Source organism: Streptomyces sp. DSM 42067, from assembly GCF_055792885.1.
Genome location: NZ_CM147706.1, coordinates 4073354 through 4095656, shown reverse-complemented (window position 1 = coordinate 4095656; position 22303 = coordinate 4073354). Strand labels below are relative to the sequence as shown.

The 22303-nt window shown below is 70.0% G+C and carries 25 protein-coding genes and 1 tRNA gene; 16 read left to right on the top strand and 10 right to left on the bottom strand.

The features are described 5' to 3' along the window. Positions 1 to 17 precede the first annotated feature (17 nt). The gene (locus ACSMXV_RS18795; protein ID WP_181662621.1) at positions 18 to 200 is read left to right on the top strand and encodes a hypothetical protein; all 183 of its coding nucleotides are present in this window, start codon (positions 18 to 20) and stop codon (positions 198 to 200) included. A gap of 16 nt (positions 201 to 216) precedes the next feature. On the opposite strand, the gene mscL is transcribed toward ACSMXV_RS18795, so the two are convergent. From mscL to ACSMXV_RS18765, 6 genes are all read right to left on the bottom strand, one after another. Beyond that, a complete protein-coding gene (mscL, locus tag ACSMXV_RS18790) occupies positions 217 to 696 on the bottom strand; it encodes a large conductance mechanosensitive channel protein MscL (RefSeq protein WP_473178996.1) in 480 nt (159 codons plus the stop codon). Between the two features lie 138 nt (positions 697 to 834). Then, the gene (locus ACSMXV_RS18785) at positions 835 to 1398 is read right to left on the bottom strand and encodes a hypothetical protein (RefSeq protein WP_473178995.1); all 564 of its coding nucleotides are present in this window, start codon (positions 1396 to 1398) and stop codon (positions 835 to 837) included. A gap of 375 nt (positions 1399 to 1773) precedes the next feature. Then, entirely contained in the window at positions 1774 to 2664 is an 891-nt protein-coding gene (locus ACSMXV_RS18780) for an S-methyl-5'-thioadenosine phosphorylase (protein WP_181662620.1), read from the bottom strand. A 192-nt stretch (positions 2665 to 2856) separates the two neighbouring features. After that, the gene (locus ACSMXV_RS18775) at positions 2857 to 3177 is read right to left on the bottom strand and encodes an FmdB family zinc ribbon protein (protein ID WP_473178714.1); all 321 of its coding nucleotides are present in this window, start codon (positions 3175 to 3177) and stop codon (positions 2857 to 2859) included. Between the two features lie 67 nt (positions 3178 to 3244). Then, the gene (locus tag ACSMXV_RS18770) at positions 3245 to 4636 is read right to left on the bottom strand and encodes an MFS transporter (RefSeq protein WP_473178713.1); all 1392 of its coding nucleotides are present in this window, start codon (positions 4634 to 4636) and stop codon (positions 3245 to 3247) included. 191 nt (positions 4637 to 4827) lie between these two features. Then, entirely contained in the window at positions 4828 to 6324 is a 1497-nt protein-coding gene (locus tag ACSMXV_RS18765; protein ID WP_181662626.1) for a potassium/proton antiporter, read from the bottom strand. Between the two features lie 267 nt (positions 6325 to 6591). Here ACSMXV_RS18765 and ACSMXV_RS18760 point away from each other — a divergent pair, with 267 nt between their 5' ends. Then, positions 6592 to 9366: a penicillin acylase family protein gene (locus ACSMXV_RS18760; protein WP_473178712.1), complete on the top strand. Its 2775-nt coding sequence runs from the start codon at positions 6592 to 6594 to the stop codon at positions 9364 to 9366. 70 nt (positions 9367 to 9436) lie between these two features. Here the strand turns inward: ACSMXV_RS18760 and ACSMXV_RS18755 are convergent, their stop codons facing one another. After that, positions 9437 to 10051, bottom strand: a complete 615-nt coding sequence (locus tag ACSMXV_RS18755) for a 5-formyltetrahydrofolate cyclo-ligase (RefSeq protein ID WP_473178711.1) — start codon at positions 10049 to 10051, stop codon at positions 9437 to 9439. Between the two features lie 93 nt (positions 10052 to 10144). Here ACSMXV_RS18755 and galU point away from each other — a divergent pair, with 93 nt between their 5' ends. The 8 genes from galU (at position 10145) to ACSMXV_RS18715 (ending at position 17100) form a co-directional block, all read left to right on the top strand. Next, positions 10145 to 11068 (top strand): UTP--glucose-1-phosphate uridylyltransferase GalU, encoded by a 924-nt coding sequence (gene galU, locus ACSMXV_RS18750; protein ID WP_473178710.1) that lies wholly within the window; start codon positions 10145 to 10147, stop codon positions 11066 to 11068. 4 nt (positions 11069 to 11072) lie between these two features. Further along, the gene (glp, locus tag ACSMXV_RS18745; RefSeq protein WP_473178709.1) at positions 11073 to 12401 is read left to right on the top strand and encodes a molybdotransferase-like divisome protein Glp; all 1329 of its coding nucleotides are present in this window, start codon (positions 11073 to 11075) and stop codon (positions 12399 to 12401) included. Positions 12402 to 12487: 86 nt separating this feature from the next. Continuing rightward, entirely contained in the window at positions 12488 to 13012 is a 525-nt protein-coding gene (gene moaC, locus ACSMXV_RS18740; RefSeq protein ID WP_473178708.1) for a cyclic pyranopterin monophosphate synthase MoaC, read from the top strand. Continuing rightward, positions 13009 to 13590: a MogA/MoaB family molybdenum cofactor biosynthesis protein gene (locus tag ACSMXV_RS18735; protein WP_473178707.1), complete on the top strand. Its 582-nt coding sequence runs from the start codon at positions 13009 to 13011 to the stop codon at positions 13588 to 13590. Before moaC ends, ACSMXV_RS18735 begins: the two co-directional genes overlap by 4 nt. 20 nt (positions 13591 to 13610) lie before the next feature. Continuing rightward, positions 13611 to 14222: a GNAT family N-acetyltransferase gene (locus ACSMXV_RS18730; protein ID WP_473178706.1), complete on the top strand. Its 612-nt coding sequence runs from the start codon at positions 13611 to 13613 to the stop codon at positions 14220 to 14222. Between the two features lie 221 nt (positions 14223 to 14443). After that, positions 14444 to 15916: a divisome protein SepX/GlpR gene (sepX, locus tag ACSMXV_RS18725; protein ID WP_473178705.1), complete on the top strand. Its 1473-nt coding sequence runs from the start codon at positions 14444 to 14446 to the stop codon at positions 15914 to 15916. Between the two features lie 124 nt (positions 15917 to 16040). Further along, positions 16041 to 16114 (top strand) — tRNA-Ala (locus ACSMXV_RS18720). 302 nt (positions 16115 to 16416) lie between these two features. Beyond that, the gene (locus ACSMXV_RS18715) at positions 16417 to 17100 is read left to right on the top strand and encodes an HAD family hydrolase (protein ID WP_473178704.1); all 684 of its coding nucleotides are present in this window, start codon (positions 16417 to 16419) and stop codon (positions 17098 to 17100) included. Between the two features lie 283 nt (positions 17101 to 17383). Here ACSMXV_RS18715 and ACSMXV_RS18710 read toward each other — a convergent pair whose 3' ends face one another. Further along, entirely contained in the window at positions 17384 to 18244 is an 861-nt protein-coding gene (locus tag ACSMXV_RS18710) for a hypothetical protein (RefSeq protein ID WP_473178703.1), read from the bottom strand. Between the two features lie 345 nt (positions 18245 to 18589). On the opposite strand from ACSMXV_RS18710, the gene ACSMXV_RS18705 reads away from it, so the two are divergent. After that, on the top strand, positions 18590 to 18754 hold the full coding sequence (locus ACSMXV_RS18705; protein WP_473178702.1) for a hypothetical protein: 165 nt from the start codon (positions 18590 to 18592) through the stop codon (positions 18752 to 18754). 58 nt (positions 18755 to 18812) lie between these two features. Here the strand turns inward: ACSMXV_RS18705 and ACSMXV_RS18700 are convergent, their stop codons facing one another. Beyond that, entirely contained in the window at positions 18813 to 19082 is a 270-nt protein-coding gene (locus ACSMXV_RS18700) for a winged helix-turn-helix domain-containing protein (protein ID WP_473178701.1), read from the bottom strand. A gap of 184 nt (positions 19083 to 19266) precedes the next feature. On the opposite strand from ACSMXV_RS18700, the gene ACSMXV_RS18695 reads away from it, so the two are divergent. The 4 genes from ACSMXV_RS18695 to ACSMXV_RS18680 all read left to right on the top strand — a co-directional run bounded on the left by ACSMXV_RS18695 (position 19267) and on the right by ACSMXV_RS18680 (position 20836). Continuing rightward, entirely contained in the window at positions 19267 to 19626 is a 360-nt protein-coding gene (locus ACSMXV_RS18695; RefSeq protein ID WP_473178700.1) for a hypothetical protein, read from the top strand. Further along, positions 19626 to 20090 carry a hypothetical protein gene (locus ACSMXV_RS18690; protein WP_473178699.1) on the top strand — a complete coding sequence of 155 codons (465 nt, stop codon included), beginning with the start codon at positions 19626 to 19628 and terminating at the stop codon, positions 20088 to 20090. The genes ACSMXV_RS18695 and ACSMXV_RS18690 overlap by 1 nt, the downstream gene beginning before the upstream one ends. Before the next feature lie 75 nt (positions 20091 to 20165). Beyond that, a complete protein-coding gene (locus tag ACSMXV_RS18685) occupies positions 20166 to 20513 on the top strand; it encodes a hypothetical protein (protein WP_473178698.1) in 348 nt (115 codons plus the stop codon). Continuing rightward, the gene (locus ACSMXV_RS18680; RefSeq protein WP_473178697.1) at positions 20510 to 20836 is read left to right on the top strand and encodes a hypothetical protein; all 327 of its coding nucleotides are present in this window, start codon (positions 20510 to 20512) and stop codon (positions 20834 to 20836) included. The genes ACSMXV_RS18685 and ACSMXV_RS18680 overlap by 4 nt, the downstream gene beginning before the upstream one ends. Before the next feature lie 113 nt (positions 20837 to 20949). Here ACSMXV_RS18680 and ACSMXV_RS18675 read toward each other — a convergent pair whose 3' ends face one another. Continuing rightward, positions 20950 to 21432 carry a GNAT family N-acetyltransferase gene (locus ACSMXV_RS18675; protein WP_473178696.1) on the bottom strand — a complete coding sequence of 161 codons (483 nt, stop codon included), beginning with the start codon at positions 21430 to 21432 and terminating at the stop codon, positions 20950 to 20952. Between the two features lie 69 nt (positions 21433 to 21501). On the opposite strand from ACSMXV_RS18675, the gene ACSMXV_RS18670 reads away from it, so the two are divergent. Next, positions 21502 to 22299 carry an exodeoxyribonuclease III gene (locus tag ACSMXV_RS18670; protein ID WP_473178695.1) on the top strand — a complete coding sequence of 266 codons (798 nt, stop codon included), beginning with the start codon at positions 21502 to 21504 and terminating at the stop codon, positions 22297 to 22299. Positions 22300 to 22303: the final 4 nt, after the last annotated feature.

Sequence of the window (22303 nt, the reverse complement as noted above, 5' to 3'; positions counted from 1 at the left end):
GGACGTACCCTTGACGCATGAGCACTGCCCCCGCCCCCGAACCGCGCGATCCGAAGGACGCGCTCGTCTTCGACGACCCGCTGACACAGCAGTCCTCGGACGACACCGACCGTGGGTGGGGCGAGGCGCCGGCATCCAGCGGTGACAGCGTCGCCGACCTCGCACGCTTCTTGGATGAGAAGCCGCCCCACCACCTCTGAACCCGCAGGGCTGCCGCTAGCGCGTACCGTCCGCGGAACCTCGCTGTGCCACCAGGGCATCGCGGATCTCCTTCAGGAGTTCCAGCTCGGTCGCCTCGATCTTCTCCTGGGCTCCCTCCCTGGCGGCCTTCCGCTCCGCCATCCTTGCCAGGTACTTCGACATGGGCAGCACCATCAGGAAGTAGACCACCGCGGCGGTGATCAGGAAGCTGAGCGTGGCGCTGAGCACCGAGCCCCACATCAGAGGGATGCCGCTCACGACCGTGCCGGTCTTGTCGTCGAACACACACGGCGCCTTCAGGCACGAGCTGTACTTGTCGAGATCCTTCGTCCCGAACGCGCCGACCAACGGGTTGATGATGCCCTTCACCAGGGCGTTCACGATGTTGGTGAACGCGGCACCGATGACCACCGCGACCGCCAGGTCGATCACATTGCCGCGCATCAGGAAGGTCTTGAAGCCCTCCCAGACGCTCGACGTCTTCTTCACGCTCACCGCGAGGCCTTTCTTCACATCTGCAGGTTGTGGAGCAATCAGCTCCGCAACCTACGGCAGAACGCCTCAGGCCTGCCCAATGAGCCCTCCCCGACGAGCGACTTGACAGCTCGGCGCAGGTGTCGCGTGCGGCTGAGATCAGCACAGTGTCACCGCCAGCCGTGATGTAGCCCCGGCCCCGGCCAGACGTGCCGCTGTTGTCCGTGGCACGGAGAGCACGACCAGGGCCCCGCTCTCCGCCGCGCTGTCCCCGGCTGCCTCGGGGATCTTCGTCACCCGGGCGCCCTTCGCCACCACACGCGGGACCGCGCCGCCCGTCGCCGTGCCGTCGGCCGCGACGACGTCGACGCGGTCGCCAGGGCGCAGCAGCCGCACCGTCGCGGCGTCCGCGATTCGCACGGGCGCGGCCACCAGCTCCACGGCCCGCGGTTCGTTCCGGGCCGCGGGTGCCGGGTGCGCCTGGGCCCGCTGCACGTCACGCGGGCCCGTGGCCACGAGCGCGGCCGCCGTCACGGCGAGACCCGCCGCCACGGCACGCCGTCTGTGCCGTACGAGCCGGCGCAGACGCTGCCGTCCACCCCGCACGCGCACTGGCGAGAAGTGCGGGACCTCGCACGTCGGGGGAGCGCCCCCGCCCGGCGGACCATGTCGCTGCTCGTGCGTCTGCGCGCCCGACTGCGGCTGCGCGAGTGACTCCGGCAGCACGAGTGACGCGGGCCGAGGGCGCGAGAGAGACGCGTAATGCGGAGACGAGTGCTGTGAGGAAGCGTGCTGTGAGGACGCGTGCTGTGAGGACGCGTGCTGTGAGGAGAACTGCGACACGGTGACCACCACCTGCGGTGAGGAGCTCTGCTTGTGCATCCACGATGCAGCTCCTCGCCGCGGCCTGCTGGGGCCCGTGGACTACCGGCCGGTTGTGGACAACTCCCACACCCGAACGTGAAGTTCCGCCCCGGCCGCGCCTTCGCGGCCGCGTCCCAGCCCAGCTCAGCCCAGCTCAGCCCAGCTCAGCCCAGCCCAGCCCAACCCAGCCCAGCCCAGCTCAGCCCAGACCCGCCTAGGCGGCCCCCGCGCCCCTCACGGCAGCTCGATGCCCGGATCCATGCCGCCCAGCGCACGCGTGCACAGGCAGTCCCGCTCCTCGTTCGCCGGCAGGCCGGCCACCGCGTCGAAGAGGACCGTCCGCATCCGGTCCACGTTCGCGGCGAACACCTTCAGCACCTCCTCGTGCGAGACGCCCTCGCCCGTCTCGGCGCCCGCATCGAGGTCGGTGACCAGGGTCAGCGACGTGTAGCAGAGCTCGAGTTCGCGGGCGAGTGCGGCCTCGGGATGGCCCGTCATGCCCACCACCGACCAGCCCTGCGCCGCGTGCCACAGCGACTCGGCCCGGGTCGAGAAGCGGGGCCCTTCGACCACCACGAGCGTGCCGCCGTCCACCGGCTCCCAGCCCTGCCCGCGCGCCGCCTTCACCGCGACCCGGCGGCCCACGGGGCAGTACGGGTCGGCCAACGAGACATGCACGACGTTCGGAACGGGGCCTCCTCCGGGCAGCGGAAGCCCGTCGAAGTACGTCTGCACCCGCTCCTTCGTACGGTCCACGAACTGGTCCGGCACCAGCAGAGTCCCGGGCCCGTACTCCGCCCGCAGCCCGCCCACCGCGCACGGACCCAGCACCTGGCGCACGCCCAGGGAGCGCAGCGCCCACATGTTCGCGCGGTAGTTGATCCGGTGCGGAGGAAGGTGGTGGCTGCGGCCGTGGCGGGGGAGGAAGGCGACCCGCCGGCCGGCCAGGTCACCGAGGAAGAGCGAGTCGCTCGGCGCCCCGTAAGGGGTGTCGACCTGTACCTCGGTCACGTCGTCCAGGAAGGAGTAGAAGCCGGAGCCGCCGATGACGCCGATCTCCGCGGAGGGCTCCGTGCCCGCCCCGCCGGTGATCTCTGCGTCTGCCTTGTTCGCCAGGGTCGCCATGGTCAGCACAGTAGCCGTGCCGGGGAAACGCCGAAGACCCCGCCGTCGGAAAACGGCAGGGTCTCGTGGACAGCCTCGTGAAAGGCCTGCGGACAGCCTCCTGAAAGGCCCGCAGAAAGCCTCGTGAAGGGCCCTGCGCGGCGGCCTTACGCAGCAGAGGTGCTGTGTGGTTCCACAGCAGGGGAGCTGTGGCTACGCAGCGGAGGAGCTGGAGGAGCTTGAAGTGCCGGACGAGCTCGAAGTGCCGGACGAGCTGGTGGAGGACTTGGAGTCCGAAGACGCCGCCTTCGACTCCGACGGCTTCGACGACGAGGCGGGCGAGCTGCTCGAGGACGAGCCGCGGCTGTCGTTGCGGTAGAAGCCCGAGCCCTTGAAGACGATGCCGACCGCGGAGAAAACCTTCTTCAGGCGGCCGTCGCAGCTGGGGCACACGGTCAGGGCGTCGTCGGTGAACTTCTGCACCGCCTCGAGGCCCTCGCCGCACTCGGTGCACTGGTACTGATAGGTCGGCACTTGCTTCCTCCTGGCACTCTCACTCGATGAGTGCTAACGACGGTCCATAGTGACGTATTCCCCGGGATCAGTCCACTGCGAGCGGCACGCGGTGACCGACGCCACGTGCCACCGTCCGCCCCTCGGGCCGCGGCACGAGTCGCGTACGCAGCGTCACAATGGTCACCAGGGCCAGCCCCGTACCGGCCAGCGGCACCAGGAATCCGGCGCCGTTCCAGAGGCGGTCCTCCAGTTGCCCGGCGAGCGTGACCGCCGCGGCCTGGCCCAGCGCGACCGCGGCGGTCAGCCAGGTGAAGGCCTCGGTACGCGCGGTGGGCGCCACCAGACGGTCGACGAGCGTGTAGCCGGTGATCAGCGCGGGGGCGATGCAGGCGCCGACGAGCAGCCCGATCGCGGCCAGCAGCAGCACCGAGTGCGCGGTCCACAGCCCGGAGGCCGCCAGCGCCAGCGCCGCGTACCCGACGACGAGCCGCCGCTGAGGGGCGGCCTTCCAGGCGATGGCGCCGCAGACGATGCCGGAGAGCATGTTGCCCGCGGCGAAGACACCGTAGAGGACTCCGTTCAGACCCGGTTCGCCGATCGACCGGGTGAACGCGGCCAGCGAGACCTGCATGCCGCCGAAGACGGAGCCGATGCCCAGGAAGGCCACGGCCAGCACTCGCACGCCGGGCACCCGGAGGGCGGGCACGCGCTCCACGCGCGCGTGCCCGCCACCTCCGGCCGTCACCTTCGCGCTGCCCCTCACGGAGTGGGACCGCTGCGGCCGCGCGGAACCGGACTGCTGCGGCCGCGTGCCCGCCTGTGCCGCGAAGAGCAGCCCGCCGCCCAGCGTCAGCACCGCCTCAGCCACCAGCCCGGCCGCAGGGTCCACGGCCGTGCAGAGCGCAGTCGCGAGCAGGGGGCCGAGGACGAACGTCAGCTCGTCCGTAACGGACTCGAACGCGGCGGCCGTCGTCAGCAGTGGCGAGTCCTGCAGCGTGGCTCCCCAACGGGCCCGCACCATCGGACCGATCTGCGGTACGGAGGCGCCGGTCGGCACGGCGGCCGCGAACAGCGCCCACAGAGGCGCATGCGACAGCGCGAGCACCGTCAGCGTCAGTGCGGCCGCCGCGTGCACCAGGACGCCGGGCAGCAGCACGGCGCGCTGTCCGAAACGGTCGGCCCACGTGCCGGTGAGGGGCGCGAACAGCGCCATCGAGACACCGGTGACGGCGGCGACGGCGCCCGCGGCACCGTAGGAGCCGGTGGTGTGCTGCACCAGCAGCACGATGGAGACGGTCAGCATCGCGAACGGCTGCCGCGCCGCGAATGCGGGGAGCAGGAACGCCCAGGCGCCACGCGTGCGCAGCAGCTGTCCGTAGCCGGGACGGGATACTTCAGAGTGGGATGCCCCAGGGTGGGAGGACCCCCGGCGGGAGGTCCCAGGGCGGGACGACTTCGAGGTGACCGTGGATGCCACGGCCCGTGCCTTTCTGCCGCCTGGTAGCGCGCCCGTGCGGGGGGCGCCGAGAGCTGTCCTCTTGCGCTGGACTGCGGTAGATACCGGGCGGGCCCCTGAGGGCGCCACGGCCGCCATACGGTCGCGCCAGCTCTGCGTCAGGCAGAGTTGGTCCGATCAGGTCGCCTCATCGTACAAGTCCATCTCCGGCCTCACGGACTCCCGCCCGTTCCCAGCCACCCGGCCAGCTTGCCCCCCTGCCCCACCGCACGCAGTCGCGCCTCGGCGGCGTCCCGCACGGGATCGGTCGCCACCACGAGCAGTTCGTCGCCGCGCCGCAGTACGGTCGTCGGAAGCGGCACGAACGACTTCCCGTCGCGGACCACGAGCGTGACCGCGGCGCCCGCGGGCAGCCGCAGTTCGTTGATCTCCACGCCGTGCATCTTGGATCCCTTCGGGATCGCCACGGACAGCAGATGCCCGCCAAGGCGCTCCAGGGGCGCGGACTCGATGCCCAGGTCGGCGGCCTCGGCGGTCTCGGCGAGGCGCATCTTCCGGGCCAGCCAGGGCAGTGTCGGCCCCTGGACGAGGGTGTAGACGACGACCAGTACGAAGACGATGTTGAAGATCCGGCGGCTGTGCTCGACGTCGAACACCATCGGGATGGTGGCGAGAATAATGGGCACGGCGCCGCGCAGACCCGCCCACGACATGAGCGCCTGCTCCCGCCAGGGCATCCGGAACGGCAGCAGGCTGACCACCACCGACAGCGGTCGCGCCACCATGGTCAGGACCAGGCCGATGACGACGGCGGGCAGCACGTCGTCCGCCAGGTCGTGTGGCGTGACGAGCAGGCCGAGCAGGACGAACATGCCGATCTGGGCGATCCAGCCGACGCCCTCGGCGAAGCCGCGCGTGGCCGGCCAGTGCGGCAGCCTTGCGTTGCCGAGCACCATCGCGGCGAGGTACACGGCGAGGAAGCCGCTGCCGTGCGCGAGTGCCCCGACCGCGTAGGCGCTGACCGCGATCGCCATGACCGCGATCGGATAGAGGCCGGACGCGGGCAGCGCCACGTGCCGCAGTCCGAACGCGCCGAGCCAGCCCACCGCGAGCCCGATCGCCGCGCCGATCGCCAGCTCCAGGGCGATCTCGCCGACGAGCACGTACCAGTGCTCCACCGGGCCGGCCGTGGAGAATGCCACGACGAGGATCACCACGGGGGCGTCGTTGAAGCCCGACTCGGCCTCGAGCATGCCGGACACGCGCGCGGGGAGGGGCACTTTCCGCAGTACCGAGAACACCGCCGCCGCGTCCGTCGACGACACCACCGCGCCGATGATGAGCGCCTGCCGCCATTCCAGCCCGACGAGGTAGTGCGCACCCGCCGCCGTGACGCCGACGCTCACCGCGACGCCGGCCGTCGCCAGCGTCGCAGCGGCGGGAAGTGCCGGCCTGATCTCCTTCCACTTCGTGCCCAGGCCGCCCTCGGCGAGGATCACGACAAGCGCGGCATAGCCGATCACCTGGGTGAGCTGGGCGTTGTTGAAGGAGATATGGCCGGGGCCGTCCTGCCCCATGGCGATGCCGATCCCCAGGTAGATGAGCAGGCTGGGGAGTCCGCTGCGCGAGGAGAGACGAACCGCTGCCACGGCGACGAGCAGAACGAGCGAGCAGACGAGCAGGAGCTGGTTGAGGTGGTGGACTGTCAGCGGCCGTTCCTTCCCCTGGTGGAGCCATTGTGCTCTTGTGCGGGCAGCAGGCGTCGTTGCGCGAGAGCCGGGTTACTTCGTTACTTTACCTAATCGTTAACGCGTCCTTGACGCCTCGGCGGTGCCTTCGAACGTACGTCACCCACAGGTCGCCCCCGCTTCCTGACCTTGCGTCCGGGGCGGAAGTGTCCTGCGCCTATGGTTGCTCCAGCGCTCACACATCCGCACAGCCCGTTCTGCCGCTCGCGAAGGACAGCAAGGACAGCGATGCCCTCGAATCACACCGCCTCTTCCGGTCAGGAGCCCGGCAAGTCCGGCAGGAAGAAGGGCCGCCGCGCCCGATTGATCGTGATCGTCCTGGTTCTTGCCGTCATCGCGGGCGCGGGCTGCGGCGCGTATTGGGGCGTCAGCACGGTCCGCGCCTCCCTCCCGCAGACGAAGGGGTCGATCAAGCTCGACGGTCTCTCCGGACCGGTGGACGTGAAGCGCGACAGCTACGGGATCCCGCAGATCTACGCCTCGTCCGACGACGACCTGTTCATGGCCCAGGGCTATGTGCAGGCGCAGGACCGGTTCTGGGAGATGGACGTACGCCGTCACATGACCTCCGGCCGCCTCTCGGAGATGTTCGGCAAGAGCCAGGTCAAGACGGACGAGTTCCTGCGCACCCTCGGCTGGCGCCGGGTGGCGGAGGAGGAGTACAAGACCAAGCTCTCGGCGGAGACCAAGAAGTACCTCCAGGCATACGCCAAGGGCGTCAACGCCTACCTCGAGGGCAAGGACGGCGAGGATCTCTCCGTCGAGTACGCGGCGCTCGGCTTCACCAACGACTACAAGCCGGAGAAGTGGTCGCCGGTCGACTCGGTGGCCTGGCTCAAGGCCATGGCCTGGGATCTGCGCGGCAACATGCAGGACGAGATCGACCGCTCGCTGATGACGAGCCGCCTCGGCCCGTCCCAGATCAAGGACCTGTACCCCGCATACCCGTACGACCGGAACGAGCCGATCGTGCAGGAGGGCGCGTACAACGCCGCCACCAAGACGTACGGGCCGGGGAGCTCGGCGAGCACGCAGACACAGACGCAGACGCAGTCCGGCACCACCGCCGGCACGGGGCTCGCGGGCGGCACCACCGCCCCGTCGGGGGTGGGGACCCAGCTGTCGGCGATCTCCGACGTCCTGGACGAGGTGCCGTCGGTCTTCGGGCCGAACGGCAACGGCATCGGTTCCAACTCCTGGGTGGTCTCCGGCGCCCACACCATCACCGGCAAGCCGCTGCTCGCCAACGACCCGCACCTGGCGCCCCAGCTGCCGTCGATCTGGTACCAGATGGGCCTGCACTGCCGGGGCATCTCCGACACCTGCCGGTACGACGTCTCCGGCTACACGTTCTCCGGCATGCCCGGCGTGGTCATCGGCCACAACCAGGACATCGCGTGGGGCATGACCAACCTGGGCGCGGACGTCACGGACCTGTACCTGGAGAAGTTCACCGGCGACGGCTACCAGTACGACGGCAAGGTGAAGCCCTTCAAGACCCGCAAGGAGACCATCAAGGTCGCGGGCGGCACGAGCAAGACGATCACGGTGCGGGAGACCGACAACGGGCCGCTGCTGTCCGACCGCGACGACGAACTGGTCAAGGTCGGCCAGAAGGCCACCGTCGACGCGGCGGCACCCGACCGCGGCGACGGCTACGGCGTGTCGCTGCGCTGGACCGCGCTGACGCCCGGCAACTCCATGGACGCCGTGTTCGAGCTGAACAAGGCGGCCAACTGGACCGAGTTCCGCAAGGCCGCCGCCGACTTCGACGTGCCCTCGCAGAACCTCATCTACGCGGACACCGCGGGCAACATCGGCTACCAGGCGCCCGGCAAGATCCCGACGCGCGGCTCCGGTTACGACGGTTCCCTGCCCGCCCCGGGCTGGGACTCGAAGTACCGCTGGACGGGCTACATCCCGCAGTCCGCCCTGCCGTACGAGTACAACCCCAAGCGCGGCTACATCGTGACCGCCAACCAGGCCGTCATAGACCAGGCCAAGTACCCGTACGCGCTCACGGCGGACTGGGGCTACGGCGCGCGCAGCCAGCGGATCAACGACCTCATCCAGTCGAAGATCAAGAACGGCGGCAAGATCTCCACCGAGGACATGCGCCAGATGCAGACGGACAACAGCAGCGAGATCGCCCGGCTGCTCGTGCCCAAGCTGCTCAAGATCGACGTCTCCGACCCGTACGTCCGTGAGGCGCAGAAGCTGCTGGAGGGCTGGGACTACACCCAGGACGCCGACTCGGCGGCGGCCGCGTACTTCAACGCGGTCTGGCGCAACATCCTCAAGCTCGCCTTCGGCAACAAGCTCCCCATGGAGCTGCGCGTCGAGGGCCAGTGCCTGAGCGTCGAACCGGCGGACAACACCGGCCCGGTCGACGAGGACCGCAAGGTGCGCGAGTGCGGTCAGCGCGACGCGGACTCGGCGCAGCCGGACGGCGGCGACCGCTGGTACGAGGTGGTCCGGGGAATCCTCGAGGACGAGGACAACGACTGGTGGACGGCTCCGAAGACGCGGACCGAGCCCGCGGCGACGAACCGTGACGAGCTGTTCGCGCGGGCCCTGCAGGACGCCCGCTGGGAGCTGACGGCCAAGCTCGGCAAGGACATCGACACCTGGAGCTGGGGCCGCCTGCACCGGCTGTTCCTGAAGAACCAGACGCTGGGCACCGAAGGCCCGGGCTTCCTGCAGTACGTGCTGAACCGCGGCCCGTGGAAGCTCAGCGGCGGCGAGGCAGCGGTCGACGCCACCGGCTGGAACGCGGCGGGCGGCTACGGAGTGATCTGGGTGCCGTCGATGCGGATGGTGGTGAACCTCGGGGACCTCGACAAGTCCAGGTGGATCAACCTCACCGGTGCTTCGGGACACACCTACAGCGCGCACTACACCGACCAGACGGACAAGTGGGCCGAGGGCGAACTCCTGCCGTGGGTCTTCTCGGAGAAGTCGGTCGGCGCCGCCACGGAGGACACCCTGGTGCTGCGGCCCTGACGGTCCGGCTCCGCTGAAGTGGCCCCGCACGCACGCGTGCGGGGCCCTTCGCATACGAGGGGGGCCGGGATCAGCGGAAGCGGCGTACTCCCGAAGGCGTCACCACGGCATGCACCGGCCGGTCGTGCGACTCCTCGGGCACGCGCTCGACGACCTCGCTGTCGTACAGCAGCACCACCAGCGCCGGATTCACGCCCGCCCGCTCCAGGCGCGCGAGCACCCGGTCGTACGAGCCTCCGCCGCGCCCCAGCCGCATCCCGCGCGCATCCACGGCGAGCCCCGGCAGCAGGACGGCGTCCGCCTCCAGGACGGCGTCCGGTCCGAGCCGTGCGCCCGCCGGCTCAAGGAGTTCGATCTTCCCCGGGTGCCGGACGCCGACGAGCGAGTCCTCGCCCCCGTACGCCCCCCAGTCGAGGTCGTTGTCGGCCAGCAGCACCGGCAGCAGGACGCGCACCCCGCGTGCGTGCAGTGCGTCGAGCAACGCGCGCGTGCCCGGCTCCCTGCCCATCGAGACATAGGCCGCGACCGTGCGGGCACCTGAGAGCTCCGGCAACTCCAGGGCCCGGTCGGCGAGAACCGCCGCCGCCTCCCGCACGTCATCCTCTGTCAACCGGCTTCTCACCGAGACGAATCCCCGCCGCAACATTCGCTTGCCAGGCTCGGTGCCGCTCGTGGCGTGATTCATGGTGTTCTCATAACTCCTCATATTCGGCTCATATGAGAGCGAATTGACCGGACCCACAGATTCCGCACATTGGCACCGGTTATGGTTGCGGACATGACTGAGTCGTCGCATCCAAGGATCAGCAAGGCTGTCATTCCCGCAGCAGGCCTCGGCACCCGGTTCCTGCCGGCCACCAAGGCCACTCCCAAGGAGATGCTGCCGGTCGTCGACAAGCCCGCGATCCAGTACGTGGTCGAGGAAGCCGTGTCCGCCGGCCTCGACGACGTCCTCATGATCACGGGCCGCAACAAGCGCCCCCTGGAGGACCATTTCGACCGCAATTACGAGCTGGAATCCGCCCTGCAGAAGAAGGGCGACGGCGACCGGCTCGCCAAGGTCCAGGAATCCAGCGACCTCGCGACGATGCACTACGTACGCCAGGGCGACCCCAAGGGTCTCGGCCACGCCATCCTGTGCGCCGCGCCGCACGTCGGCCACGAGCCCTTCGCGGTCCTCCTCGGCGACGACCTGATCGATCCGCGCGACCCCCTGCTCGCGCGCATGATCGAGGTCCAGGAGCAGCGCGGCGGCAGCGTCATCGCGCTCATGGAGGTCGACCCGGCCCAGATCCACCTCTACGGCTGCGCGGCCGTGGAGCCCACCGAGGACAGCGACGTCGTCGAGGTCACCGGCCTGGTCGAGAAGCCCGACGCGGCGGACGCCCCCAGCAACTACGCGATCATCGGGCGCTACGTCCTCGACCCGCACGTCTTCGAGATACTCCGCAAGACGGAGCCGGGCCGCGGCGGCGAGATCCAGATCACCGACGCCCTGCAGAAGCTGGCCGAGGAACACCGCGGCACCGACGGGAGCGGGGCCGGCGGCCCCGTGCACGGCGTGGTCTTCAAGGGCCGCCGCTATGACACCGGCGATCGTGGCGACTATCTGCGTGCCATTGTCAGACTCGCGTGCGAACGTGAAGACCTGGGCCCGGACTTCCGGACCTGGCTTCGCAGTTACGTCACCGAGGAGATGTAGCAATTTGAGCAACGCCGCGACCCGCGTCACCGGCCAGGACCACATCTGGTCGGTGACCGAGCACCTGGAGGACATCCTCGCGACCGTCCGGCCCCTGGAGCCCATCGAGCTGCATCTGCTCGACGCCCAGGGCTGCGTCCTCGTCGAGGACGTCACGGTGCCGGTGTCCCTGCCGCCCTTCGACAACAGCTCGATGGACGGGTACGCGGTCCGGGTCGCCGACGTGTCGGGTGCGAGCGAGGAGTTCCCCGCGGTGCTGACGGTCGTCGGCGACGTCGCCGCGGGCCAGGCCGCGCAGCCCGCGGTCGGGCCCGGCCAGGCCGCCCGCATCATGACCGGCGCCCCGCTGCCGCCCGGCGCCGAGACCGTCGTCCCCGTCGAGTGGACCGACGGCGGACTGGGCGCGGGCCCCGTCTCCGGCATGCGCGCCCACAGCGCCGCCCCGGAGGGGGCCCACGGTCGGGTCCATGTGTACCGCCCGGCGGAGGCACGCGCGCACGTGCGCGCGAAAGGCAGCGACGTCAAGGCCGGAGAGCGCGCACTGGAGGCGGGCACGGTTCTCGGCCCGCCGCAGATCGCCCTGCTCGCCGCCATCGGCCGGGGCACCGTCCGGGTACGCCCGCGCCCGCGCGTCGTCGTCCTGTCCACCGGCAGCGAACTAGTCCAGCCCGGCGAGAAGTTGGACGACGGCCAGATCTACGACTCCAACAGCTTCGCGCTGACCGCGGCCGCCCGCGACGCCGGAGCGATCGCCTACCGCGTGGGCGCCGTGGCCGACGACGCCGACACCCTGCGCGCCACCATCGAGGACCAGCTGATCCGCGCCGACCTGATCGTCACCACGGGCGGCGTCAGCGTCGGTGCGTACGACGTCGTCAAGGAGGCCCTGTCCTACGTCGGCGACGAGGACGAGGCCGGCAGCGGCATCGAGTTCCGCAAGCTCGCCATGCAGCCGGGCAAGCCCCAGGGCTTCGGCTCCATCGGCCCCGAGCACACCCCGCTGCTCGCCCTGCCCGGCAACCCCGTCTCGTCGTACGTCTCGTTCGAGCTGTTCGTGCGCCCCGCGATCCGCACGCTGATGGGGCTCGCGGACGTCCACCGGCCGACCGCACGGGCGGTCCTGGGGACCGACAAGGCGCTCTCCTCGCCCGCGGCCAAGCGACAGTTCCTGCGAGGGCGGTACGACGCGGAGGCGGGCACCGTCACGCCCGTCGGCGGGGCGGGGTCGCATCTCATCGCCGCCCTCGCGCACGCGGACGCGCTGATCGTCGTCCCCGAGGACACCACCTCGGTCGAGCCGGGCACGGAGGTCGAAGTGGTCCTGCTCGGCTGAGCATCGGCCGGTCGGGCGGGAGTAACCTGTCGCGCACACAAGGCCCGCGCGCCCGGCGTCGGCCCTGACCAGGAGCGCGACAGCGAATGACCGTGTTTTCCCGGGGGGAGACCCCCGGACCTCCGGAGCCGGAACGGCTGACGCACATCGACGACGCGGGCGCCGCCCGCATGGTCGACGTATCCGGCAAGGACGTGACCGCGCGCACCGCCCGCGCCACCGGCCGCGTTCTCGTCGCGCCCCGCGTGGTCGAGTTGCTGCGCGGGGAGGGCGTCCCCAAGGGCGATGCCCTCGCGACCGCCCGTATCGCGGGCATCATGGGCGCCAAGCGCACCCCGGACCTGATCCCGCTGTGCCACCCGCTGGCCGTCTCCGGCGTCAAGGTGGACCTGTCGGTCGCCGACGACGCCGTGGAGATCACCGCCACGGTGAAGACGACGGACCGCACGGGCGTCGAGATGGAGGCCCTCACCGCCGTCACCGTGGCGGCGCTCACGGTGATCGACATGGTCAAGGCCGTCGACAAGGGCGCCGTCATCACGGACGTACGGGTGGAGGAGAAGACGGGCGGGAAGTCCGGGAACTGGCACCGGGCGGGGGGCGAGGCATGAGCGCCGCCGACTCGCACGCGCACGTGCCCGCGCACAGCGATGCGGCTGCACCGCGCCGTGCCCTCGTGGTCACCGCGTCGAACCGCGCGGCGGCCGGGGTCTACGCCGACAAGGGCGGGCCCTTGATCGCCGAGGCGCTGAAGGCGCTCGGCTTCGCCGTCGACGGCCCTCAGGTGGTGCCCGACGGCGACCCCGTCGAGCAGGCGCTTCGGGCCGGTGTCGAGGCCGGGTACGACGTCATCCTCACCACGGGTGGCACCGGCATCTCGCCCACCGACCGCACGCCGGAGGCCACTCGGCGCGTCATCGACTACGAGGTGCCGGGCATTCCTGAGGCCATTCGCTCGTTCGGACAGGTGAAGGTGCCCACGGCGGTGCTCTCCCGGGGGCTGGCCGGGGTCGGCGGGGGGACGCTGATCGTCAACCTGCCCGGCTCCACCGGCGGCGTCCGGGACGGCCTCGCCGTCCTGGAGCCCCTCCTGGTGCACGCCGTCGACCAGATCCGCGGCGGCGACCACCCCAGACCCTCCCCCAGTGCCTCACAGGCCTGGGAGGTACCCCCAGGGGGTGCGAGCTGAACAGCCCATCCTGGCCCGTCGTGCTCACGGACGGCGACGTCGCTCTCCGCCCCATAAAGCTGCGCGACCAACGGACATGGCGCGAGGTCAACCGGCGCAACCGGGACTGGCTGCGCCCCTGGGAGGCGACCATTCCGCCGCCCACCCCGAGCGGCCCCATCGCGCATCGCCCTACCTACCGGCAGATGGTCCGTCACCTCCGTGCCGAGGCCGGTGCGGGCCGCATGCTGCCCTTCGTCATCGAGTACCAGGGCCGCCTCGTCGGACAGCTGACGGTCGCCGGAATCACCTGGGGCTCGATGTGCTCGGGCCATATCGGCTACTGGGTCGACGAGGCGGTCGCGGGCCGCGGTGTGATGCCGACGGCCGTGGCGCTCGCCGTCGACCACTGCTTCCGCACGGTCGGCCTGCACCGCATCGAAGTCTGCATTCGCCCCGAGAACGCGCCCAGCCGACGGGTCGTGGAGAAACTCGGATTCCGCGACGAGGGACTTCGTCCACGGTATCTTCACATCGACGGTGCCTGGCGCGATCATCTTGTCTTCGCGCTCACCGCCGAGGAGGTTCCCGAGGGGCTGCTCCGGCGCTGGCACCAGGCGCGTGCCAGGAACAGCGGGCAGAACACCGTCTGATGGACCGGGCAGAACACCTGCTGAGGGCCGCTCGTCGATACGGAATAAAATAAATGTTCGAAAATGATCGCGGGTCGATCGCCTAAGGCATTAAATTTCCCGTCGCCGTGGCACCGCTGATCGCATGAGTCGCAAAAAAAGGTCGGAATATCAGCCAGATCGTGCGACACACCGGCCGAATTGGCAGATGGCCTCACGCAAACCCCTCTACCGTGTGAGGCGTGAGCAGCAGCGGCCTCATCTACGCAGTCATCGTCGGGGCCTGGGCCGCCTACTTGGTGCCGATGTGGCTCCGTAGGCAGGACGAGCTGAACGAAGCCCGTCCGACGGAACGCTTCAGCACCGCCATCCGGCTGCTGTCCGGACGAGCGGGGATGGAGCGCCGATACGCCAAGGACCTGGAAGCGCGCTCGGCCGGAGGGCCTGATCCGCGCGCCGACCCGGACGGCGTCACCGACTCGGTGGACGTCCGGGCATTCGCCGTGCCCCCGTCTTCTCCCTCTTCCGCGTCTTCTCCGTCGCGCAAGGACATGCCTCCGGCGCGCAGAGAGACGCGCGAGGCGGCCCGCGCTGCTCGGCGCGACCAGGGCAGGGACGCACGGCGCGGCGACGGCCCGGACGTACGAGGCGACGGCCGGGGCGTACGAAGAGACGAGCGCGAGGACGCACGGCGGGATGCGCACGGAAACGCGGCCGCGCGCCCGGGAGTCCCGCCGCAGGGCCGTCCCCAGGCGCACGCCCACGCACGGTCCCAGCCGCCGAAGGTGCACGCCAAGGTCCAGCCCGCGGACCCCTCGCCCGCGCGGCAGCCATCGCGGCAACAGCCCTCGCCCGCGCGTCGCGCCGCCACGAGGGACGCCGCCGCTCGCGCCCGGCGCTCACAGGTGCTTGCGCGTCGTCGCCGTACGACGGTGGTCCTCTTCCTCGCCTTCTCGCTCGGTGCGATCGTCGCCGCGGTCGGAGGGCTCGCGTTCCTGTGGGCGCCCGCCGTACCGGCCCTCCTGCTCAGCGGCTACATCGCGTACCTGCGTTCCCAGGAGCGGCATCGCTTCACCTACGTCATGGACCGGCGCCGGGCCGAAGCCGCGGCGCAGAGCCTGCGTGAGCGGGAGCGGCAGCCGCGTCGGCGTCCGCCCGCGGAGGGCCCGGCCGGCGACGAAACGGAGGAGGAAACGGCGCCCTCCACCGGCACCGACCTCTCGTCGCTCGCCGCCGACCGCCGCGCCATCGTCGAGCAGACCGACCACGCGGAGTGGCTCGACCAGCAGCGCGAGCGGCAGCACGGCCCGGGTCACGGCGACAGCTGGGAGCCCGTGCCCGTGCCGCTGCCCACGTATGTGACGGCGCCGGTCGCTCCGCGGGCCACCGGCGGTGTCGACCTGGGCGCGCCCGACGTATGGAGTTCGGCGCGGTCGAGCGCCGCTGAGCCGGCTGCGGGTCCCGCGTCCGGAGAGGATCGCGATCGCGCCGCGCCGGGCGCGGCCGGCAGCGGAGGCTCGGCCGCGCAGGAGCGCACCCCGGCGGGCTCGGCGGCGGAGGGCCAGGACGAGGGGGCAGACCCGCAGGACGCCGCCGCGGGCGACCGCAGCGACGCACGCCGCGCGGCGTCGGCACGGCGTTCCCGCGAGCGCGGCCGTACCCCGCTGTTCGACCAGTACGCGGAGGGGGACCGGCCCCGGGCCGCCAACGAGTGAGGCGCCGCCGCCGACGGGCGAGCCGCCGCGCTCGTCTGTCTGCCCGCTCGGCCGCCTCCGCTGACCAGCCAGGAACGGATTTCCAAGCACCCGGACCGGGATGCTAGAGTTTCACTCGTTGCAAGGGCCTGTGGCGCAGTCCGGTAGCGCACCTCGTTCGCATCGAGGGGGCCAGGGGTTCAAATCCCCTCAGGTCCACGCAGCTCAAAGCCCCCGTCGGTGATCACTGACGGGGGCTTTGACGTGCCCTACAGCAGCGAAGTACAGCAACTACTTTGAATCTTGCTTCCCTAGGTGCTTGCCGAGCTTGCGAAGTGCCCGACGGGTGGACTCTGACGGTGTCGAGGGCGACCCGGTGCTGTACCTCTTCGATGGCGGTGAGCTTCTGGCCCGCCGCATCCTGGCAGCGGCGCAGCTCCAGCCCAAAGTCGCTCCTCCGACCTTTTCGAAAACCAGCCCAGGTTGTGCGCGGGCGAACCGGCTGTCGTACTGTCCCCGGCATGGTGAAGCCCAGGGCCCTGCTGCTCGACTTCTACGGAACGCTGGTCCATGAGGACGACGCGATCGTCAGAGCGATCTGCGAGAGCGTCCACCAGCACACGCCGGATCCCGGCGCTGTCAGTCCTGCGGAGATCTCCCATGCCTGGTGGGCGCGGTTCTGCTCGGTGTCGGACAACGCTGTGGGCCCGGCCTTCCTCACCCAGCGCGACATCGCCAGGGCGTCGCTGACGGCCACAATCGACGATTTCCGAGCGGCCTGCGACGCGGACGCCCTGCTCACCGCACAGTTCGCCTATTGGCAGGCCCCGCAGCTCTTCCCGGACGCGGTGGAGCTGTTGGCCACGCCCCTGCCTGTCTGCGTCGTGTCGAACATCGACCGGGCCGACCTGGACGCAGCCTTGGCCCACAACGGCCTGACCGCCCGGGTCCGCCATGTGGTGACCAGTGAAGATGCATGCTCCTATAAGCCGCGGCCAGAGATGTTCACCGCCGCCCTGGAATTGCTGGGGTTGGCAGCGCACGAGGTGCTGCACGTCGGCGACTCGGCAACCAGCGATGTTATCGGCGCTTCCCGCCTCGGGATCCCGGTGGCCTGGGTCAACCGCAAGGCACGCCCGCTCCCGCCCCAACGACCCACCTGGGATGTCAGAAGCCTTGCTGACGTGGTTCAGCTGTTGACCTGAGCACTCTCGGCACTCATCGCGTCCCGCAACGTGCGGCCGTGCCCCAACCGTGCCCGATCGAGCGGGAACCACCGGGGAACAACGGTGACGCGCGGGCATTGAGCAGCAGAACGACCCCTGACCGTTTTTCCTGGTCAGGGGTGGTTTCACCTGGCGGTGGGTGTGGGATTTGAACCCACGGTGGCTTGCGCCACGACGGTTTTCAAGCCTGCTCGTCACCTGAGGCAGCAACCTCATCCAGCTCGGAGCTTGCCGATCCGCCTCTACGCGGCGCGTTCGAGGTTCAGCCGCGGTATGCAGACAGGACCCGTAGCGCGCGGAGGGTTTCCATGCCTCGGAAGGCCAGGGTTGAGGCGCTACTCGGCGGTTGCCAGGTGATGGGCCAGCCACCGTCAGGCTGTTGGTCGCGGCGGAGCCGCTCGAGGTGGCCTTCGATCAGGTTGTCGGTGAACAGCCGACGCCAGAAGCTGTCCGGAGTGGGGGCAAGGTGCAGGGGGGTAATGCCGTAGGTGGGATCGGCGGGATCAGCCCGGTAGTGCGACAGCTTGGGCAGGCACTCACCGATCCGGGCAGCCAGGGCTTCGGCCCGGGGGCGATCGGGGACGTGTTCGAGGAAAACCAGGGCCTCGGACATGGCGTGGGCGTCCTCGGGCAAACCGGCCTCCAGTGCCGACCAGCACCACGCGGTGGCGGTGGTCAGCCAGGGATGGTCGACGCCCAGTTGATGCAGTCTGCCAGCCAGCCCGGCGGTCGGATTGAGCCCCGGAGTGTAGGTCCAGTCGCTCCAGTGCTCGGCCCTGGGGTACTGCTCGATCACCGGTGAGGCCAGGGCGACGGCCCCGTCCGGGGCGGCGACCGACTGGAGCCAGTCGCACGCCCGCTGGACCATCTGCTCGTCGGTGGTGCCGGCGTCGGCCAGAGTTTGGAAGGCGATCTCGACGTCGATGGGCAGGCTCGCGGGGCAGAGTTTGTCGGGCTCCAGGGCGTGTGCGAACCCGCCGTCGGGGTTCTGATAGCCGCGCAACGCGTCTATGACGCCGGAAGGGTGGGCGCCCTCGAAGAGGGTGGTGAACAGCCGTCGTTCGAGAAGTCGCCCTTCGCGACGGATGAATTCGCGGCCCGAGATGAAGGTAGCGTCGGTCATGGCGCCATGGATAGCGAAGGTTCCCGCCGTGGTCTAGAACGAATCGGACGTGAACCGCACGTGGCACGGGCGTCCGGGCGACTTCTCCTGCTGTGCAGCAGCGAAGTACAGCAACTCCAGCGACCGCCCCCGACCCCCGCCAGCCCCAAGCGACCGCCCGACCAGCCCGGCAGACCTCAGCGACCATCCCACCCGTAGTTCGCATCGAGGGGCCAGGGGTTCAAATCCCCTCAGGTCCACAACAATGGGCCGTTATTCGCGGGTTAGCCCGGTAACGGTTCACGAGATCCGGGTTCGACAGTCACCGTCTCGTCGTTTCAGGCGCGATGAAGTACGCACGTCTGCGTGCAGCGCGGCGTCAATGGCCTTGCGTCGCAGGACGGTTGGGAGGGGGAGGAGTCGCGCTTCGTCCGGCTGCTGGCCGGACTGCGGGAGATCACGCCCTGGGTCCACCAGTGGTACGACGAGGAGTGGGGCGACAACCCGCCCGCGAGTTCCAGACCGCGCTGAACTGAGGCTCCGCCGAACGCCACCTCTCGGAGGCCGACGAAGGTTTGCGACGGGGCCGTCAGTCGGCGGTCCCGTCCTCCTGGGCCGTGTCAGTGGGCGGCTCGGGTGCTCCGATGACGTACGTCCCCTTGGCGGGCAGGGTTGCGACAAGCCCCCGCTTTCGAAGCTCCACGATGGCGCGACGCACGGTGCCGATGCTCACGCCGTGCAGTTCCGTCATGGCCCGCTCACCCGGCAGCGCGGCTCCTTGCGGCAGCTTGCCGGACGCGATGTCGGCGGCGATGGCGTCCGCAAGCTTCACGTACTCGTAGCGCGGGAGATCAGTCATCCTTCCACGGTGATGCACCCCCACGCACACCGCAGAGGCAGAACGCGTCCCGACGCGTCGGAACGCGGTGGGACGAAGAGGGGTGCAGAGGGACGCAGTTCCGGGTATGGTCGAAACAATAAAGACCCCGGCGAGGTGGATCAGACCTCCCGGGGCGCGGCCGATCTGAACGGAGCAGACCGACGTGCGCAACCTTATCCGCCGTATCGCCCATTGGCTGACCCTCCTACTCGCCCCCGGCACGGGCAGGCACCGCGCAGGTACCCACGCCGCCCCCACACCCCCCGCCCAACAGCCGCCCACGCCCCACGCCGCCGCCGTACCCCACCCCGTACGCCTCCCGCTCCACCGCTCCCCGTACGGTCTCGACCTCCCACTTGAGGGCGCGGCAGCCCGACTGGTGCGCCCGTACCTCACCGCCGTCACCGCGCACGGTCAGGAACGAGCACGTCAGCGGCGCCGCCGCCTCGCCCTCGTACTGGCCGCCGACCTCGGGATCGATCTCGACCAGCACCTGGTCGGCGCGGGGGAGGTGGCTGCCTGATGGAGCCAGCCACCACGCTGCGGCTGCTGCCGTGGTCATCCCCGGAGGGCAAGCCGTGCTACCTCGTACCGGGCGGCGAGAACGGGTACCTGACTCGTCTGGCGGACGACATGGAAGCCGCGCAGCTGGCTGTGGCCGCGGACGTGCTCGGCCACGCCCGGCAGGTGCTGGACGACCCCATGTCCCCGTATGTCGAGGTGCGGTACGCCGCCATCCGGCTCACCGAGTGCCTCGGCGATGCCCTACGCGTCGCCGAGTCGCGCGGCATGCGCCTTCTCGTACCGCCCATCAAGGACGCCGGGGATGCCGAGACCCGCGACGCATATCCGGCACCTACCCCTTGGGGCTCCCGTTCCGGCCGTGGCCGCGCCGACCGGCCGGGATCCCGCGGACTCGGCGTCCCAGGGGCCTGTTGCCAAGCCCCTCCGGGTTGTCCAGAAGCGGGAACCCGTCCCACCCAATAGCTCACGCCGGGCTGGTGGGGCGGGCTATGGTCGTAGACACGGCGCGCCGAAAGAGCACAAAGGAGTACACCGGTCATGACCGTCCAGGCTGCGGAACCCACACCGGTCATCCCCCCCATGCCCGAGCGGAACCCGAAGGCGCTGCGCGGGGCGATCGCCCAGCACGCTCCCCACCTCCTTCCTGACTTCGACGAGCACTGGAAGTGGGCCGTTGCCGACGCGTACGACATCAGTACCGTGCCCGCGTTCATGGCCCGCTGGTGGGGTGAGTACGCGATCGCCCGCGATCCGAAGCTCGACGCTCATGTGACCGGCCTCGAACACCGCGCGGCCGAGTCCACCGACATCGCTGAGGCCAAGGCGCTCCTCGAAGAGGCATCCCACATCCGATACCACGTTCGACGGCTGGAGCCCGGTCAGTGACCGACGACGGGTTCATGGGCCCGCCCTGGCAGATGGACTGGATTCTCAAAGCCCAGGCCGCCCGCGACGCGCTACCCGAGTACGTGCGGAAAATGGTCGATGCCGTGCGCGCCGAGCTGGTTACGGCGAAGGACCCCTATTTCCGGGGTATCGACACCGATGCGGACCTTCCCGATGGCATGAAGGTCCGGCCGGTACGGTCCAGCGAACCGAAGGGTGCCCGCATTTTCTTCTTCGACAACGGACACGGCTGGATGAGGTACACATTCGTACGGCGCACCGAAGATCCGCAGATCATCGTGGAAGAGATCTTCTGGCAGTGACCTGAAGTCGTTCACGCCGACGACGTTCGGCACCCCGTAGCCGTCCCCGGCTCCGCACACCACGCCTCTTCCGCCCGCCCCGCGGCCGCCCAGCGCGGCGGGGAGCGGTGCCGTCAGCGTGTCAGGGGCTTGGCGAAGCAGCGGCTCAGTTCCTCGAAGCGGTAGTGGCCGAACTTGGAGCAGGGCTCGTAGCCGCTCGATGTGTACAGGCTGATCGCCTCCGGCTGCTTGGTGCCGGTCTCCAGGACCATGCGGACGCGGCCGGCCTGGCGCGCATCCTCCTCGAGGGCGGCGAGGATGCGGCGGGCGAGGCCCAGGCCGCGGGCCTCCGGGACGACGTACATGCGCTTGAGCTCGGCGTCGCCGTCCGAGTAGCCCGCGTCGTTCAGATCCTGCGTGCGCCAGCCGCCGGTCGCGAGAGGGGTGCCGAACTCGTCGTACGCGATGAGGTACAGCCCGAGCGGCGGCTTGAACATCGCGGCGTCGAGCGGTGTGACGTCGCCCTCGTCCTGGTAGCGCTCTGCGTATTCGAGCTGGACCCGGTCGTTGAGCTTGACGGCGTCGGGGTGGTCGAAGGAGACGCAGCGGATATTCATGCGGAACATGGTACATCTATGCGTCGACGCCCGTCCCTGCTTCAACCAGTGTGCCGGTATCGTGCCGGGGTGCTCACAGTGACGACCGTGAATGTGAACGGGCTGCGCGCGGCCGCCAAGAAGGGCTTCGTGGAGTGGCTCGCCGACACCTCCGCCGATGTGCTCTGCCTGCAGGAGGTGCGGGCCGAGCCCCAGCAGCTCCCCGACGAGGTGCGCGAACCGGACGGATGGCATGTCGTCCATGCACCGGCCGCCGCGAAGGGGCGCGCGGGCGTCTCCCTCTACACACGCCGCGAACCGGAGCGCGTCCAGACCGGCTTCGGGTCGAGCGAGTTCGACGCCAGTGGTCGGTACGTCGAGGTGGATCTGCCGGGCGTCACGGTCGCCAGTCTGTATCTGCCGTCGGGCGAGGTGGGCACGGAGCGGCAGGACGAGAAGATCCGGTTCATGGGGGAGTTCCGTGCGTATCTGAAGGCGCTGAAGGAGCGTTCCGCCGCGGACGGGCGCGAGGTGCTCGTGTGCGGCGACTGGAACATCGCGCACCGCGAGGCCGACCTCAAGAACTGGAAGGCCAACCGCAAGAACTCCGGCTTCCTGCCTGAGGAGCGGGAGTGGCTGGGGCAGATCCTCGGCGAGGACGGGTACGTCGACGTCGTACGGGCGCTGCATCCGGACGTCGAGGGGCCCTACTCGTGGTGGTCGTACCGCGGCAAGGCTTTCGACACCGACAGCGGATGGCGCATCGACTACCACGTCGCCACCCCGGGGCTCGCCGGGCGGGCGGTCAAGGCTTTCGTCGAGCGTGCGGCCAGCTATGACCAGCGATGGTCGGACCATGCGCCGGTGACCGCGGTGTACGAGATGTGACTAT